Raw genomic sequence first — 16,626 nt, forward strand, 5'->3', positions numbered from 1 at the left:
CGCCGGGCCGACCGGGCCGCCGGGAGCGACGGCGTGTCGCGACGGCCGGCCCGGCCCGCCGACCGGCCCGCCGGCACAATTACACCAGAGTCAAAAAGACGCAGCTCAACTGCGGTTTTTTGCGCACGTACCGGATCTAGTGGCACACTCATTTGGTGCTCACCGTGCAGTGTTACCGGCGGTTGTCCAGCCCAAAATGGCGCCGTCGATCCGCCCACGGACACCGGTCCGCGGCGGCCGTGGTCTGACTGCTTCCGCAGAGCCCCGCGCGGGGCTCGTCTTCTCCTGAGGCCTGATACTGCATGAGACCCCAATCCCCAGATGACGACGACGACGCGGAGTCAGCAGAGATGAACACGGAAACGGTGGATCCCCGTGAGGCCACCGACATCGACCAGTTGCGCCGGGAGATCGACCGGTTGGACGCGGAGATCCTGGCCGCGGTGAAGCGGCGCACCGAGGTGTCGCAGGCGATCGGCAGGGCGCGCATGGCATCGGGCGGCACCCGGCTGGTCCACAGCCGGGAGATGAAGGTCATCGAGCGCTACAGCGAGCTGGGTCCCGACGGCAAAGACCTGGCCATGCTGCTGCTGCGGCTGGGTCGAGGCCGGCTCGGGCACTGACGTCGGCGGCGCCGCGCACGTCGCGCGACCTGGCTCCGTTCCGTCGCAACCCATAGGGTCTGAACCATGAGCCGCGTCGGCGACGCGAAGCGATGAGGAGGAGCGGCGCCCATGACATCCGTGCACACCCTGCCCGACATCACCGCCACCCCGGCGTGGGACGCCCTGCGCAAACATCACGACCGCATCGGCGGCACCCACCTTCGCCAGTTCTTCGAGGAAGACCCCGACCGTGGCCGCGAGCTGACAGTGACCGTCGGTGACCTCTACATCGACTACAGCAAGCACCGCGTCACCCGAGAAACCTTGCGGCTCTTGGTCGATCTGGCCCGCACGGCCAAACTCGAAGAGCGCCGCAACCAGATGTTCGCCGGGGTGCACATCAACACCTCGGAGGATCGCGCGGTGCTGCACACAGCGCTGCGACTGCCCCGGGACGCGGAACTGATCGTGGACGGCCGCAACGTCGTCGCGGACGTGCACGAGGTGCTCGACGCCATGGGCGAGTTCACCGACCGGTTGCGCAGCGGTGAATGGACCGGAGCGACCGGCAAGCGGATCAGCACCGTCGTCAACATCGGCATCGGCGGATCCGACCTCGGCCCGGTCATGGTGTACCAGGCGTTGCGCCACTACGCCGACGCGGGAATCTCGGCGCGCTTCGTGTCCAACGTCGACCCGGCCGACCTGATCGCCACCCTGGCCGACTTGGACCCCGCCACAACACTTTTCATCGTCGCGTCCAAGACGTTCTCGACGCTGGAAACCCTCACCAACGCCACGGCCGCGCGCCGCTGGATCACCGACGCCCTCGGCGACGCCGCCGTGGCGCACCATTTCGTCGCCGTCTCCACCAACAAACGCCTGGTCGACGACTTCGGCATCAACACCGACAACATGTTCGGGTTCTGGGACTGGGTGGGCGGCCGTTACTCGGTGGACTCGGCGATCGGCCTTTCGGTGATGGCCGTCATCGGCCGGGAGGCCTTCGCGGATTTCCTGTCCGGGTTCCATATCGTCGACCGGCATTTCCAGACCGCGCCGCTGGAATCCAATGCCCCTGTGCTGCTTGGGCTTATCGGCTTGTGGTACTCCAACTTCATGGGCGCGCAGTCGCGTGCGGTGCTGCCGTATTCCAACGACCTGGCCCGGTTCGCGGCCTATCTGCAGCAGCTGACCATGGAATCCAACGGCAAGTCCACCCGCGCGGACGGCAGCCCGGTCACCACCGACACCGGCGAAATCTTCTGGGGCGAACCGGGAACCAACGGTCAACACGCCTTCTATCAGTTGCTGTACCAGGGCACCCGGTTGGTGCCGGCCGACTTCATCGGTTTCAGTCAACCGATCGACGACCTGCCCACCGCCGAAGGCAGCGGCAGCATGCACGACCTGTTGATGAGCAACTTCTTCGCCCAGACCCAGGTGCTGGCGTTCGGCAAGACCGCCGAAGAGATTGCGGCCGAAGGCACTCCGGCCGACATCGTGCCGCACAAGGTGATGCCCGGCAACCGCCCGTCGACCTCGATCCTGGCCAACCGGCTCACGCCGTCGGTGCTGGGCCAGTTGATCGCGCTCTACGAGCACCAGGTCTTCACCGAGGGCGTGATCTGGGGCATCGACTCTTTCGACCAATGGGGGGTGGAGCTGGGTAAGACCCAGGCAAAGGCGCTGCTTCCGGTGATCACCGCGGACAACTCGCCGGCGCCGCAGTCGGACAGCTCCACCGACGCCCTGGTGCGCCGCTACCGCAGCGAACGCGGCCGCACCAGCTGACTCAGGCGAACATCTTCGTCAGCCGCGGCGGCAGCACCCGCATCAACTGCACCAGCGGCGCCCACGGCCACCACGGCACCGCCGCGCGGCCGGGCTCCCGCTCCATGGCGGCGACCAACGCCTTGACCCCGGTTTCGTTGTCCACCATCAACATTGTGCTGTTGGATTTGGCCGTCATCTCCGACTCGATGTAGCCGGGCTCGAGCACCGAAACCTTGATCGGCCCCTTGGCGTATTCGGCGCGCAACGATTCACCCAGCGAGCTCAGGCCGGCCTTGCTCGCCGCGTACGCCGCCTTGACGCCGGGCACTCCCTTGTTGCCGAGCACCGACGAGATCAGCACCAGGTGGCCCGACCCGTTCTTGTGGAACATCTCCAGCGCGGTCTCGATCTGCACCAGCGCGGACACCAGGTTGGTCTCGATGGTCGCCTTGTTGGCCCACAGTTTGCCGGAGCCGAGCTTGGCGCCCTTGCCGATGCCGGCGTTGACGATGACGCGGTCGATGCCGCCGAGTTCGTCGCTGAGTTCGGCGAAGACCTTGGGCACCTGCTCGTGGTCGTTGACGTCCAGCGCGGCGACCGCGACCGTGATTCCCGGATACCGTTGCGACAGTTCGGCTTTGAGCTCGTCGAGCCGGTCGGCGCGGCGCGCGCACAGCGCGAGGTCGCGGCCCTTGGCGGCGAACGCGCGCGCCATCCCGGCGCCCAGGCCCGAGCTGGCGCCGGTGATGAGGATCTTCTGGCGAGTCATCTCCGGCAGCATATCGACAGGTGTCAAGTCCGCGGCCGGCGGCTACTTCAGCAAACGCGACATCCGCCGGTCGGCCAGGATCTTGCCGCCGGTCTGGCACGTCGGGCAATACTGAAAAGACTTGTCCGCGAACGACACTTCGCGCACGGTGTCGCCACACACCGGGCACGGCAACCCGGTCCGGGCATGCACCCGCAATCCGGAACGCTTCTCGCCCTTGAGCATGGCCGCCCCCTGGCCGACGGACCGGCTCACCGCGTCGGTGAGCACCGTGACCATGGCGTCATGCAGGGTGGCCAGCTGTTTGTCAGACAACTTGCCGGCCGTGGCGAACGGGGAGATCTTCGCGACGTGCAGGATCTCGTCGCTGTAGGCGTTGCCGATGCCGGCGATCACCTTCTGGTCGGTGATCACCGTCTTGATCCGGCCGGTGTTGCCGGCCAGCAGGTCGGCCAGCGCGTCGACGTCCAGGTCCAGGGCGTCCGGGCCCAGGGCGGCGATCCCAGGCACCCGCGCCGGGTCGTCGACGAGCCACACCGCCAGCCGCTTCTGGGTGCCGGCCTCGGTCAGGTCGAAGCCGGGGGCCGCGCCGGGTGAGCCCAGATGCACCCGCAGTGCGATCGGGCCCTTGCCGGGCCGCAGCGGCGCCGCGGTCAGCCGGTCCGACCAGCGCAACCACCCCGCCCGGGACAGATGGGCGATCAGGAAAAGGCCCTCGGTCCGCAGGCCCAGATATTTGCCCCAGCGCTCGGCGCCCACCACGGTCTGCCCGTGCAGCGCGCTGATCGGCGGGTCGAACGTCTTGAGCACGGACAGGGCGGCGACGTCGACCCGGCCGATCGGCAGCCCGACGGCATGGCGCCGCAGGTGGTCGGCCAGCGCTTCGATCTCGGGCAGTTCGGGCACGGTTTCAGTGTGCCGGTCGCAGCAAATAGGTGTCCATGATCCAGCCGTGCCGGGCGCGGGCCTGCGCGCGCAGCGCGGCGATGCGGGGCCCCACCTCGCCGACGGTGCCGGCGACCAGCAGTTCGTCGGCGGTGCCCAGGTAGGCACCCCACCAGATGCGGGTCTCGGGCGCACACCGCTGGAACGAGCAGTCGGCGTCGAGCATCACCACCGCCGAGCCGGATATGCCGTGGGCGCGCAGCTGGCGACCGGTGGTGACGAGCACGGGCTCGCCCACCTCGTTGAGCGGGATACGATGCCGGGCGGTCAGCGCTTGCACGGCGGTGATGCCGGGGATCACGTCGAAGGTGAATTCGACGTGCCCGGCGACGGTGTCCAGGATGCGCAACGTGCTGTCGTAGAGCGACGGATCGCCCCAGGCCAGAAAGCCGCCGACGCCGTGCGGGCCGAGTTCGGCGGCGATGGCGTCGGCCCAGATCTGCGCGCGTGCGGCATGCCATTCCGCTACCGCGTCGCGGTAGTCGGCGCGGTCGGACCGCTTCGGGTCGGGCAGCTCGACGAAGCGGTAGCCGGGCTGACGGATGAACCGGGAGCAGATCTCGCGTCGCAGCGCCACCAGGTCGCTCTTCTGCTCGCCCTTGTCCATCGCGAAAAACACCTGGGTGTCGTTGAGCGCCTCGATCGCCTGCACGGTCAGGTAGTCGGGGTCGCCGGCGCCGATGCCGATGACGTGGATGTGCCGCCCCAATCGACCCTCCTGACTTGCTTCTGTCGCCCACATTGCCGAATCGATACCGCAAGGGCCTAGTCGGGACCGCAAGTACCCAGTACCATGGGTACCGTCTGAAGCGCCCGAGGCGACGATGCCAAGCGATCAGGAGGACCCGACCATGACGCGCGCCGAGACGATCCGAAGCGACGCGAGGCCCACCGGACCGAGTCGCGAAGAGTTCTCCGAGCGGCTGCTGAAGGGCTCGGTCAAGAAGTCCTACGAACCCGTCGTCGACATCGACTGGGTCGCCCCGCTCGACCCGGACAAGTTCTTCCTGCCGCCCCGACTGGTGTCGCTGTACGGCACGCCGATGTGGGACGAGATGACCCGCGAACAACAAATCGAGCTGTCCCGCCAGGAATTGGTCAACACGCTGTCGGCCGGCATCTGGTTCGAGAACATGCTCAACCAGTCGCTGCTGCGCACCATCCTGCACGAGGACCCGACCAGCCGGTCCACCCACTACAAGCTGACCGAGCTGGGTGACGAGACCCGCCACATGGTCATGTTCGGCAAGGCCATCGAACGTGTGGGCGCAAAACCGGTGCAGCCGAAGCGTTTTCACCGCTACATCATCAACGCGCTGCCGCTGGCCTTCCAACGCGGATCGATGCTGTGGGTGGCCGCGCTGATCGGCGAGGAGATCTTCGACTCGCTGCAGCGACAGATGATGGACGACCCCGAGCTGCAGCCGATCATCCAGCGGCTCATGCGGATTCACGTCACCGAGGAGGCCCGCCACATCCAGTTCGCGCGCGACGGGGCGCGCAAACGGGTCGCCGAGATGCCCCGGCTCAACCGCTGGTTCATGGCCAACATCAACGGGCTGGGCGGCTACTTCTTCAACTATCTGTTCAGCAAGCCGGTCCCCTATGCGCGTGCCGGCCTGGACCCCAAGCGGGCCCGAAAGACCGCGCGCACCAGCGCCCATCGCCGCGAGATCCAGATCGCGGGGTTCGCTCCCCTGGCGGCGTTCCTGACCGAGGTTGGCCTGATGGGCCCGCTCGCGCGTCGCGGCTGGAAGCGCAGCAGGTTTCTGTGACGGCGCCGCCCGAGGGCGCCGGGGGCCGCTGCCACATCGCGGTCGTGGGCGCGGGAGCCGCCGGGCGGTGCGTCCGATCCGCCCTGCGCGCCGCCGGATTCGCCGACCTGGTCACCCTGGATCGGCCCGACCATGAAGTCCGCCGGTCCCGGTTCGACGACGACGCCGATGCCTGGCGGCTGACCACGACCGACGGCCAACTCTGGTGCGCCGATGTCGTCGTCGCCGCATACCGGCCGGCGCAGGTGCCCTGGCTGCCCGACATCGCCGGGCGCGACGAGTTCGGCGGCGCGTCGTTTCACGCCGCGGCGTGGGATCCCGGCTTCGACCCGTCCGGCAAACGCATCGCGGTGATCGGCACCGACGCCGCGGCCGCGCACCACCTCGGCCGGCTGGCGCACACCGCGGCGTCGGTCCTGGTGTTCGCTCATGCTCCCCGCCGGGTGGTGCCCGAGATACCGCGCTGGCCCACCCGCGCCCGACGCCGGCTGCTGCGGACACCGCGACGGCCCGGCCCGGTGATCGTGCCGTCGCCGATCCGGGCGGTGACCCGCTCGGGCGTGCAGACCGCCGACGGCGCCCACCACCAGGTCGACGCCATCATCTACGGCACCGGCTTCGCCATCCCCGCGCACGTCGCCGACGACACGATCACCGGCGCCGGCGGCGTGCCCCTCCGGCAGGCCTGGCCCGACGGCACGGAACCGTTCTGCGGCGTCGCGGTCCGCGGCTTTCCCAACTACTTCTTCGCCACCGGACCGGATCCCGGCCCGCAGGCGCGCTACATCGTCGAGTGCCTGAAGCTCATGCAGCGCACCGGCAGCCGCCGCATCGAGGTGCGCGCCAGCAGCCAGCAGGTGTTCAACGAACGCGCCCAGCTACGCCCGGTCGAGCCGCCCCCGGTGGCGTCCGCCTTCGACCTTTCGGCCAGCACGCCCGCCGGCGATGACACCTACGACGGCGCCGCCACGCTCGAGATCGCCGGTGACCGGCATCCGGTGCGGGTGCGGCTGACGGGCCACCTGGATCCCATCGACGGCCGATACCACTGGCAGGGAACGGTATTCGGGTCGCCGTCGCAGCCGCTGCCCGGCGACCTGCTCGGCCAGGCCCGCGCCGCCACCCTGACCGTGGGCCAGCGCAGCGCGCCGGCCCGCATCGTCGAACGCACACCGTGGGGCACGCACACGGTCGCCGGCGTCGGCGCCCCGCCCTACCCTGGCCACCGCTGAGCGGCCGTCGCCATTGCGCTGGTCGAGCTCCCGCCTTGCGGACTCGCGGGGAGTTTGACGGCCGGACCCGCGTGGTAACCCCAGGCAAGCTCGTGCTGGACACCTGATCACGGCGCGTTCGGGGGAAGTGCGCATCGACGCCGCGCGGGCGGGGAGGGGGCGCATGATCCTTGCGTTGCGGGCCGGCGACGCGGGCCCGCGGGCACGCCGATCGCAACCTGCGGTTCCGCGCCGCCTTGAGGCCAGCCGATCGCGAACTAGACTTTTGCTCCTGAAGGCGGATACTCAAGCAGTCGACCCGGCAGAACACGAGGAGCGGGAAATGACACCGGACGTCCGGACCGAGCCGGGATGAGCCGGGTTGCTGAGTCGGCCGGCTCATTGGCCGTGTCGACGCGGACGGATGATGCGGCCACCGTGCTGACCGTCGACGGCGTCCTCGATCCCGCCAGCTCCACCCTCCTTCGCGACCGGATCATCAAGGCCACGCTGGACCAGACCCCCGCCGTGGTCATCGACGTCTCCGCGCTGAAGGTGAACGCCGAATCCACCTGGTCGACCTTCATGGCCACCTACTGGCAGCTGGGAAACACGCCGCATGTTCCGCTCGTGTTGGTGTGCGCCAAGAAGGCCGCCCGTGAGGCGATCGCCCGCAGCGGCATCACCCACTTCATGCCGGTGTACTCGAGCCAGAAGGCGGCCTTGAAGGCACTGGGCCCCAACAGCCGTCGCATCGTGCGGCGCGCCGATGCCCAGCTGCCCGCCGATCTGACCAGCCTGCGCGAGTCACGGCGCCTGGTGCGCGAGTGGCTCACCACGTGGTCGCAGTCCAAGCTCATTCCGGTCGCCCTGGTGGTCGTCAACGTGTTCGTGGAGAACGTGCTGGAACACACCGCGAGCGTGCCGGTGATGCGGGTCGAGGCGCAGGGCACCACGGCCACCATCGCCGTCTCCGACGCCAGCAACACGCCCGCCGTGCGGCTGCCGTCGCCGGTCAAGGGCATCGACGTGTCCGGGCTGGCGATCGTCGACGCCTTGTCGCGCGCATGGGGCAGCACGCCCACGGCGTCCGGCAAGACGGTGTGGGCGATCATCGGCCCCGAGAACCAGCTCTAGCCGGTCGGCCTCCCGGGAAGCCGGCGCGCCGATCTGCCGGTTGTGCTGAAACTAGAACACGTTCTAATGTCGTGTGACGACCCCTTCAGGAAGGTAGATGACGTGCGGTTTACCTACGCAGAGGCGATGACGGACTTTAGGTACTACATCCCGCTGGCCAAGGCCGCCGAGGCGGCCGGGTACCACGCCATGACGATCGCCGACAGCATCGCCTACCCCTTCGAATCCGACTCGAAGTATCCCTACACTCCGGACGGCAGCCGGGAGTTCTTGGACGGCAAGGAATTCATCGAAACCTTCGTTCTCACATCGGCATTGGGCGCGGTGACCTCGAAGCTGCGGTTCAACTTCTTCGTGCTGAAGCTGCCGATCCGGCCACCGGCGTTGGTGGCCAAGCAGATTGGGTCGCTGGCCGCCATGACCGACAACCGGGTGGGTTTCGGCGTCGGTACCAGCCCGTGGCCCGAGGACTACGAGTTGCTGGGCGTGCCCTTCGCCAGGCGCGGCAAGCGGATGGACGAATGCATCGAGATCATCCAGGGTCTCACCACCGGTGAGTACTTCGAATTCCACGGCGAGTTCTACGACATTCCCAAGACCAAGATGACTCCGGCGCCCACCAAGCCGATCCCGATCCTGGTCGGCGGGCACGCCGACGCTGCGCTGCGGCGTGCCGCACGGCTGGACGGCTGGATGCACGGCGGCGGGGACCCGGAGGAGCTCGACCACCTCCTTGCCAAGCTCAAGCGGTTCCGCGAGGAAGCCGGCAAGACCGGGCCGTTCGAGATCCACGTCATCTCCGCCGACGCCTACACCCCGGACGGCATCAAACGGCTCGAGGACAAGGGCGTCACCGACGTGATCGTGGGCTTCCGCATTCCCTACATCAAGGGCAAAGACACCGAGCCGCTGGACACCAAGATCCGCAATCTGGAGATGTTCGCCGAGAACGTGATCGCGAAGGTCTGACCGGACGTCGCCAAACCCCAAGCGTCACAGCGCTTTACAGGGGGTCCCACCTCGGCGCTCGCTTCTCCCGGTGCGCCAGGGCGGCCTCGGCCGGGTTGTTGGTGAAACCGGACAGGATCTGGGTGCGGTTCTCCAGCTCGATCGCGTGGCGCAGGCTGGGCGCGTCGAGCGCCGCGTTGAGCCCGATCTTGGTCTGCCACACGCCATAAGCGTTGTTCTCGGCGATCGAGCGGGCCAGCCGCAGCGCGGCGGGCATCAGCTGATCGGGCGTGACGACCTCGTGCACCAGCCTGATGCGATAGGCCTCGGCCGCGTCGATGATGCGGCCGGTGAGCATCAGCTCGCGGGCCACGCCGGCGCCGACGATTTTAGGCAGCAGGTAGCTGGTACCCATGTCCATCGACGAGAAGCCGGCCTTGATGAACACCGAACCGAACCGGGCCTGCTCCGAGGCCACCCGGATATCGCTGACCAACGCGAACGCCAGCCCGCCGCCGACGGCGACGCCGTTGACCGCAGCGATCACCGGGATATCGAGCTCGTAGATCCGGGTGTACAGGCTGGCCAGCCGGACCTGGGCGTCGTAGTTGACCTTGAACGCCGGGGTGGTCGGCTTGTTCCGCGTCCACGGCCGGCCGGTGCCGCTCAGATCGGCGCCGGCGCAGAATCCCCGGCCCGCGCCGGTGAGGACCGCCACCCGGTGGTCACCGGTGTCCAGCACGTCCAGGGCCTCGTGGACACCGTCGATCAGCGAGCCGTCGATGGCGTTGAGGCGTTCCGGCCGGTTCAGGGTGATGCAGGCGATGTCGTCGTCGAGGGTCGCGAATTCCACTGCGGGCATAGGTGAACCGTAAGCGACACCGCGGCAGTTCAACGACCCGGCATAGCATGCACTCAGTGTCAGGGTGAGGTGCCGCAGGAGGTTGCGGTGGTTGGATCCTGATCACCTGGTGTCTGGCTCATAGCCTGCCTGCCGCCTTCGGGTTGGCGTTCATGCGTTTTGTCGGCACCGGGTGTGAAGGACCGGCCGGCGTGACTTGATAGGAGCGTGGTACCGCCCCCACTGAGGTTTGTCCGCCGACCGGCCCAACCGTCACCTCACAGTGAAGGAGGCAACCACCATGGTTGTTGTTGGAGCCGATGTCCACAAGCACACCCATACCTTTGTTGCTGTCGACGAGGTGGGGCGCAAGCTTGGCGAGAAGACCGTCAAAGCGCTGACGAGTGGCCACGCCGAGGCGGTGATGTGGGCGCGGGAGCGCTTTGGAGCCCAGGTGGTGTGGGCGATTGAGGACTGCCGGCATCTGTCGGCGCGGTTGGAACGTGATCTGCTCACGGCCGGCCAGCAGGTGGTGCGGGTACCACCGAAGTTGATGGCCCAGGCCCGGGCCAGTGCGCGCACGCGGGGCAAGTCTGATCCGATCGATGCGCTAGCGGTTGCGCGGGGATTCCTTCGAGAACCCGACCTGCCGGTAGCTTCCCATGACAAAGTGTCTCGCGAACTTAAGCTGCTGGTGGATCGGCGGGAAGTGCTTGTGGCACAACGGACTGCGATGATCAATCGGCTGCGTTGGCGAGTTCACGAACTTGATCCCGAACGTGCCCCCGGTCCGGCCTCATTGGATCGTGGCAAACACCGTCACCTGTTGGGCGCCTGGTTGGCGACCGTTCCCGGTCTGGTCGCCGAGCTGGCCCGCGATGAGCTCGCCGACATCACCCGGCTAACTGAAGCGATCAACGCACTGGCCAAGCGGATCGGTTCGCGAGTGCGCACGGTTGCCCCTGCGTTGTTGGCGATGCCCGGGTGCGCCGAGCTGACCGCAGCCAAGCTCGTCGGGGAAACCGCCGGAGTGACCCGATTCAAAAGCGAGGCCGCCTTCGCCCGGCATGCCGGCGTAGCGCCTGTCCCAGTGTGGTCGGGCAACACCGCCGGCCGGGTCCGAATGACCCGCTCGGGCAACCGACAACTCAACGCCGCCCTGCACCGCATCGCGATCACCCAGATCCGCCTCGAGGGCCTCGGACAGACCTATTACCGTCACCGGCTAGCAGCCGGTGACTCCAATCCCGAAGCCCTGCGCTGCCTCAAACGCCGCCTGGCCCGCATCATCTTCGGCCACCTCCACACCGACCATCAACACCGAACTCAGCCTTGCCAAACGGCAGCGGCTTGACATAGGAGAAACGCATGACACGCAGCAAGGGTGATACCTGGAACCTGGCCAGCAGCGTCGGCGCCACCGCGACCATGGTCGCCGCCGCGCGCGCGGCCGCGACCCGGCGTCCGCGGCCGGTCCTCACCGACGAGTACGCCGAGCCGTTGGTCCGCGCCGTCGGATTGGACGTGTTCACCAAGTTGGCGAGCGGCGAGCTCGATCCCGACGATCTCGAGCGCGACGTCGGATTCGCCCGCATGGTCGACACATTCGCGGCCCGCGGCCGGTTCTACGACGACTACTTCGCCGCGGCCGGCAAGGCAGGCCTACGCCAGGTGGTCATCGTGGCGTCGGGGCTGGACGCCCGGCCGTACCGGCTTTCCTGGCCGGCGGGGACGACGGTGTATGAGATCGACCAGCCCGAGGTGATCGCGTTCAAGACCGCGACGCTGTCGCGGATCGGTGCGGCCCCGACGGCCGAGCTGCGCACCATCGGCATCGACCTGCGCCAGGATTGGCCGGCGGCGCTGCAGGACGCCGGCTTCGATGCCGCGCAGCCCACCGCGTGGCTGGCCGAGGGGGTGCTCATCGGGTTTCTGCCGCCGGAGGCCGAGGTTCGGCTGCTCGACTCGATCACCCCCCTGTCGGCCGAGGGCAGCCGCTTCGCCGCGGACTACGGGTCGCTCAACGACGCCTCGCAGGCGTCGACGGAGCAGGCGCGGCGCACGACCGAGGGCTGGCGCCGGCGTGGGCTGGACATGGACATCGCCGCCCTGACCTACCCGGGCAAGCACACCGACGTCGCCGCGCACCTGGGCGCCGACGGCTGGGCAACGACCACGTTCGGGCTGGCCGACCTGTTCGCCGCGGCGGGCCTGCCGGAACTCACCGAGGCCGAGCAGGGGCCGGCCGCCACGCTCAGCTTCGTGCGGGCGATCAAGTCCTGACCGCAGCGAGCACCCGGTCAGGACCGTTTGGCCAGCCATTCGGCCTGCATCACCAGCAGGGCCATCACTTCCAGTTGCGGGGTGTGCGGGTCGAGTTCGCGGTATCGCTGGTAGACGTTGACGACGACGCGCTCGGCGTCCAGCCAGGTCGCGTACTCGCCGAGGTCGATGGTGTCCGCGGCCTCGGGCCACGACAGGCCCTTGCGGTAGGCGGCCTCGGCCTGTTCGGCGATGTGCACGAGATACCCACGCACCGCGCGGATTCCGTCCGGATCCGTGACCGGCCCGTGGCCTGGCACCACGGTCGGCGCGTCCAGCGCGATCATCGCGTCGCAGGCCGCGACCCAGTTGGCGATCGGGCCGGCCCACACGATGGGGGTGCAGCCGATGAACAACAGGTCACCGCCGAACAGCACCCCCGCGTCGGGGACGTGCACCACCGAGTCGGCGGCGGTGTGCGCGGGCCCCAGATTCAGCACGTCGACCCGCCGGCCACCGACCTCCACGGCCAGGCTGCGGTCGAACGTCTCGTCGGCGTTGCGCAGCGTGATGTTGCTGAAGTCGAAGTGCCCGAAGCGTTCTCGCGTGTAGCGGGTGGCCACCGGTCCCAGGTTGGCGGTTTGGGCCATGGCCAGCATCTCCGGCGCCATCCCGTGCGCGATCTCCTCGGCGGTGCCGTGCGCGGCGATGATGCGCACCGCAGGGTCGAGCAGCTGGTTGCCGTGCGTGTGGTCGCCGTTGGAGTGCGTGATCACCGCGTCGGTGATCGGCGCCGACGCGGTGATCGGCCGCATGGCCGTGAGCATTTCGCGGGTCAACGCCAGGTCGAACAGGGTGTCCACCAGCAGCGAGGCGCCGTCGCCGGCGATCAGGCCGGCATTGCTCCAGCCGTAGCCCCCGTCGGGCAGCGTCCATGCCCACACCCGGTCGCCGACCTGGTGCAGCCCGCGGGTGTAGGGCACCCGCGCCGCGGCCCGGTTGACCCGCGGTGCGGCCGGCGGGGCGTCCGGGTTGGGCCGGGCGGCCAGCGGGTGCGGCGCGCCGCTGGCGCGCACAGTTTGCCGGGTCTCGCCCAGCCCTTCGACCCGCAGCGTGACGACGTCGCCGTCGTGCAGCCAGCCCGGAAACGATTCCAGCGCCGCGGGATCCAGGTGCTCGACCAGTGTGCAGGTGGGCACCGTCCCGGACCCGATGACGTCACCGGGTACCAGGGTGACGCCGCGCGACGCATAGGAGATGACTTCGCCGAAGGTCCAGTCCATTTGGGCGGTCGACCCGGAACCGATGACGGTGTCGTTGACCGAGGCGGTGACCCGCAGGTCCAGTTTGCCGTTCCGGCGGTAGGGTTCGAGCTCGTCGGGTGTCACAAGGTAAGGCCCTAGCGTGACGCCGCTGTCCTTACCCTTGGCCTGCCCGATACCGAGTTGACTGTCCAGCTGCTGCAGATCGCGCGCGGACCAGTCGTTGAAGATGGTGTAGCCGATGATGGCCTGTTCGGCCTGCTCGACGGAGAGATCCTTCCCGCCGGTCCCGATCACCGCGGCGATCTCCAATTCGAAGTCCTGCCATGCACTTCCGGGTGCGGTGGGCGCATCGTCGTACGGGCCCAAAACCGTTGCCGGACAGGCGAAGTAGAACGCCGGTACGCGATACCAGGTGTCGGCGAGGACCCGCCCGGCGCCCAGCGCGGCCTGGCAGTTGCGCATGTGGTCGAGGAAGCACAGCGAGTCCCTGATCGACGGCGGGCGCGGGATCGGCGCCAGCAACCGCGCCCGGGCCGCCGGCACCGTCGCCGCCGGCGAACGCTGCGCCTCCTCCCCCGCGTGCCGCAATCCCTCGGCGCCGCGCGCAATCAGGTCCAGCAGCGTGACTCCCGAACCCATCGCGTAGATGGTGTCGTCGCGCAGCACTCCGACGCGTTCGCCGTCATCGCCTTGGTAGGTAACCCATTTCACTCGCGTACCACCTCGCTTGCCTCCTTGTCCGGCCGCAGCCCGCGCCAACTCGATTGGCGCAGCCGGTCATCCGGTGTCCACTCGCTGTAGCGCACCTCGCCCACCAGCACCGGCTCGACGAACGTGACGCCCTTGGCCTCGCTGCGGGGAAGCGGCGCATCGAAGGGCGATTGGTCGGTGCGCAGCGGGGCCAGCGTCTTCTTCAAGTTGGCCAGGTCGCGTTCGGTGAACCCGGTGCCGACACGGCCGGCGAAGTGCAGGCCGCCCGGGCCCGGAATGCCCATCAGCAGGGAACCGATGCCGCTGCTGCGTCCGCCTTCCCCGGCCTTCCAGCCGCCGATCACGACTTCCTGGGTGTTCCAATGCTTGTCCTTGATCCAGGAGGACGAGCGCCGGCCCGGCTGATAGGTGGAGTCGCGCCGCTTGGCGATCACGCCCTCCCAACCGCGCTCGGCGGACTGCCGCAGCGCTTGGTCGCCGTCGCCGGGCAGCAGCTCGGGAACGGTCAGATCACCGCCGGAGGCCAGCATTTCCAACAGTTTTCGCCGATCGCGGTAGCGGGCCCGCAGCAGCGAGCGGCCGTCGAGGTAGAGCAGGTCGAACGCCCAGAATTCGACCCGCGCGCTCTTGCCGCGGTTTTGCATCTCGTGGAAGTTGGGCACGCCGCGCTTGTCCAGCACCACGGCCTCGCCGTCGAGCACCGCGTGGTGCTCCTCGAGAGCCTTTGCCAGCGAGCGTAATTCGCGGTACTCACCGGTGACTTCGCGACCGCGCCGGGACCGCACCCGCAGGGTGCCGTGGTCGGCCTCGACCAGTAGCCGGTAGCCGTCCCATTTGCCCTCGAACGCCCACTGGCTCGCCTTGAGCGCCGACACCGAACCGTGGGTGGCGAGCATCGGGGCGATCGTGTCGAAGTCGAAGACGTTCTGGTCCTTCATCCGGTGCGCCAGCCATTGGTCGCCCTCGGTCTGGATCAGCGCGTAGCGCCCGGAGATCTTGCGGCCGTGCAGGTTGACGATCACCTCGTCGTCCTGGAACTTCTCGGCGTCATAGGTTCCGGAGTCCCAGATGACCACCCTGCCCGCCCCGTATTCGCCTTTGGGGATGACGCCCTCGAACCCGCCGTATTCCAGCGGGTGATCCTCGGTGTGTACGGCCAGGTGATTCACCGCGGGGGTGTCGGGCAGGTTCTTCGGCACCGCCCAGGACACCAGCACCCCGTCGCGCTCCAGCCGGAAGTCGTAGTGCAGCCGCCGGGCGTGGTGCTCTTGGATGACGAAGGTATTGCCTCGTCCCGCAGCAGGTTTCGCGGCCGGAACCGGCTCGGGCGTTTTGGAGGCGTCGCGCATGCTGCGGTATTTGGTCAGGCGGTCCGGCACCGGTGTCTGGTTGTCGGAGGCGTCCAGCTCGGCGAGCAGGTCACCGTCGCGGGCGACCCGGGTCAGCACTTCGTCGTAGCGCAGGTGACGCAGCGCCGGGTCGTCGAGTTCGTCCCAGGTGCGCGGCGCGGCGACGGTGGGGTGGTCGCGCCCGCGCAGCGAATAGGGCGCGATGGTCGTCTTGGAGCCGTTGTTCTGGCTCCAGTCCACAAAGATCTTTCCCGCCCGCAGGCTCTTGGTCATGGTCGACGTGACCAGCTTCGGCATAGTCTTTTCCAGTTGCTGCGCAACGCGTTTGGCCAGCACGGTGGCGCCTTTGCTGCTCACCGGCTCCGTCAGCGGCGTGTACAGGTGCAGTCCCTTGCTGCCGCTGGTGAGCGGAAACGTCTGCAGCCCGATCCCATCGATCAGGTCGCGGACGGCGCGCGCCACCTCGGCGAGCTGGGCCATCGTCACGCCTTCGCCCGGGTCAAGGTCGAACACCAGTCGAGTCGCCGGGCCGGGTTTGAGTTCTTCGGCCCGGCTTCGGGTCCACTCCGCGACGAACCGCCACTGCGGCACGTGCACCTCCAGCGCCGCCTGCTGGGCGATCCAGGCCAGGCCGGTGGCGCTGTCGATGATCGGATAGGTCGTCGTGCCGGATCGGTGGGTCACGCTGGCGCGCGGCAGCCAGTCCGGTGCCGAGGAGGCCAGCTGCTTCTCGAAGAACGATTCCTGATCGACGCCGTTGGGCCAGCGCTTCCGGGTGACCGGACGCCCGGCGATGTGCGGGATCATCACGTCGGCGATCCGCGTGTAGTAGTCGAAGACGTCGGCTTTGGTGGTTCCCGTCGCGGGATAGAGCACCTTGTCGGCGTTGGTCAGTTTCACCCGCGGCGTCGCTGTCGGCTCAGCGGGCCAAGCGCGCGGCGCGTTCATGCTGCTAAACCTACGCGCCGGTGCCGCCGACGCCAGCGTGCAATCGGCGGCCGACACGCGAGCCGCAAGGTGCGGGGCGGCGAC

General features: G+C 68.4%; 14 protein-coding genes and 1 pseudogene. 8 read left to right on the forward strand and 7 right to left on the reverse strand.

What is annotated here, in order from left to right; genetic code table 11:
• Window positions 1–302 precede the first annotated feature (302 nt).
• Both MAA44156_RS15960 and pgi read left to right on the forward strand, forming a co-directional pair.
• Window positions 303–623 (forward strand): chorismate mutase, encoded by a 321-nt coding sequence (locus tag MAA44156_RS15960; protein WP_010949011.1) that lies wholly within the window; start codon window positions 303–305, stop codon window positions 621–623.
• Between the two features lie 111 nt (window positions 624–734).
• The gene (gene pgi, locus MAA44156_RS15965; protein WP_009975207.1) at window positions 735–2,399 is read left to right on the forward strand and encodes a glucose-6-phosphate isomerase; all 1,665 of its coding nucleotides are present in this window, start codon (window positions 735–737) and stop codon (window positions 2,397–2,399) included.
• A 1-nt stretch (window position 2,400) separates the two neighbouring features.
• Here pgi and MAA44156_RS15970 read toward each other — a convergent pair whose 3' ends face one another.
• The 4 genes and pseudogenes from MAA44156_RS15970 to cobF all read right to left on the reverse strand — a co-directional run bounded on the left by MAA44156_RS15970 (window position 2,401) and on the right by cobF (window position 4,804).
• Window positions 2,401–3,150 carry an SDR family oxidoreductase gene (locus MAA44156_RS15970; RefSeq protein ID WP_033715738.1) on the reverse strand — a complete coding sequence of 250 codons (750 nt, stop codon included), beginning with the start codon at window positions 3,148–3,150 and terminating at the stop codon, window positions 2,401–2,403.
• Window positions 3,151–3,192: 42 nt separating this feature from the next.
• Window positions 3,193–3,660 carry a zinc finger domain-containing protein gene (locus tag MAA44156_RS23605; RefSeq protein WP_033722008.1) on the reverse strand — a complete coding sequence of 156 codons (468 nt, stop codon included), beginning with the start codon at window positions 3,658–3,660 and terminating at the stop codon, window positions 3,193–3,195.
• A gap of 153 nt (window positions 3,661–3,813) precedes the next feature.
• Window positions 3,814–4,056, reverse strand: a pseudogene (locus MAA44156_RS23610) (DNA-formamidopyrimidine glycosylase family protein); the annotation flags it as partial.
• A 4-nt stretch (window positions 4,057–4,060) separates the two neighbouring features.
• Window positions 4,061–4,804, reverse strand: a complete 744-nt coding sequence (cobF, locus tag MAA44156_RS15980; RefSeq protein ID WP_009975202.1) for a precorrin-6A synthase (deacetylating) — start codon at window positions 4,802–4,804, stop codon at window positions 4,061–4,063.
• A 115-nt stretch (window positions 4,805–4,919) separates the two neighbouring features.
• On the opposite strand from cobF, the gene MAA44156_RS15985 reads away from it, so the two are divergent.
• The 4 genes from MAA44156_RS15985 (at window position 4,920) to MAA44156_RS16000 (ending at window position 9,187) form a co-directional block, all read left to right on the forward strand.
• On the forward strand, window positions 4,920–5,870 hold the full coding sequence (locus tag MAA44156_RS15985) for an AurF N-oxygenase family protein (protein ID WP_023880295.1): 951 nt from the start codon (window positions 4,920–4,922) through the stop codon (window positions 5,868–5,870).
• A gap of 245 nt (window positions 5,871–6,115) precedes the next feature.
• A complete protein-coding gene (locus tag MAA44156_RS15990) occupies window positions 6,116–7,102 on the forward strand; it encodes a DUF4873 domain-containing protein (protein ID WP_227974643.1) in 987 nt (328 codons plus the stop codon).
• Between the two features lie 351 nt (window positions 7,103–7,453).
• Window positions 7,454–8,218: an STAS domain-containing protein gene (locus tag MAA44156_RS15995; RefSeq protein ID WP_023861842.1), complete on the forward strand. Its 765-nt coding sequence runs from the start codon at window positions 7,454–7,456 to the stop codon at window positions 8,216–8,218.
• A gap of 102 nt (window positions 8,219–8,320) precedes the next feature.
• Window positions 8,321–9,187 carry an LLM class flavin-dependent oxidoreductase gene (locus MAA44156_RS16000; protein ID WP_003872844.1) on the forward strand — a complete coding sequence of 289 codons (867 nt, stop codon included), beginning with the start codon at window positions 8,321–8,323 and terminating at the stop codon, window positions 9,185–9,187.
• Window positions 9,188–9,221: 34 nt separating this feature from the next.
• On the opposite strand, the gene MAA44156_RS16005 is transcribed toward MAA44156_RS16000, so the two are convergent.
• Window positions 9,222–10,019 (reverse strand): enoyl-CoA hydratase/isomerase family protein, encoded by a 798-nt coding sequence (locus tag MAA44156_RS16005; RefSeq protein WP_009975195.1) that lies wholly within the window; start codon window positions 10,017–10,019, stop codon window positions 9,222–9,224.
• Window positions 10,020–10,290: 271 nt separating this feature from the next.
• Between MAA44156_RS16005 and MAA44156_RS16010 the strand changes: the two genes are divergently transcribed.
• Together MAA44156_RS16010 and MAA44156_RS16015 are read left to right on the forward strand one after the other, a co-directional pair.
• Entirely contained in the window at window positions 10,291–11,361 is a 1,071-nt protein-coding gene (locus MAA44156_RS16010) for an IS110 family RNA-guided transposase (RefSeq protein ID WP_023863965.1), read from the forward strand.
• Between the two features lie 14 nt (window positions 11,362–11,375).
• Window positions 11,376–12,290, forward strand: coding sequence for an SAM-dependent methyltransferase (locus tag MAA44156_RS16015; RefSeq protein WP_023884559.1), 915 nt, complete (start codon window positions 11,376–11,378; stop codon window positions 12,288–12,290).
• A 17-nt stretch (window positions 12,291–12,307) separates the two neighbouring features.
• Here MAA44156_RS16015 and MAA44156_RS16020 read toward each other — a convergent pair whose 3' ends face one another.
• Window positions 12,308–14,245, reverse strand: coding sequence for a fumarylacetoacetate hydrolase family protein (locus MAA44156_RS16020; protein ID WP_009975191.1), 1,938 nt, complete (start codon window positions 14,243–14,245; stop codon window positions 12,308–12,310).
• On the reverse strand, window positions 14,242–16,542 hold the full coding sequence (locus tag MAA44156_RS16025; protein WP_011723912.1) for an ATP-dependent DNA ligase: 2,301 nt from the start codon (window positions 16,540–16,542) through the stop codon (window positions 14,242–14,244). Before MAA44156_RS16025 ends, MAA44156_RS16020 begins: the two co-directional genes overlap by 4 nt.
• Between the last annotated feature and the right edge of the window lie 84 nt (window positions 16,543–16,626).

The organism is Mycobacterium avium subsp. avium, from assembly GCF_009741445.1.
Lineage (GTDB): Bacteria > Actinomycetota > Actinomycetes > Mycobacteriales > Mycobacteriaceae > Mycobacterium > Mycobacterium avium.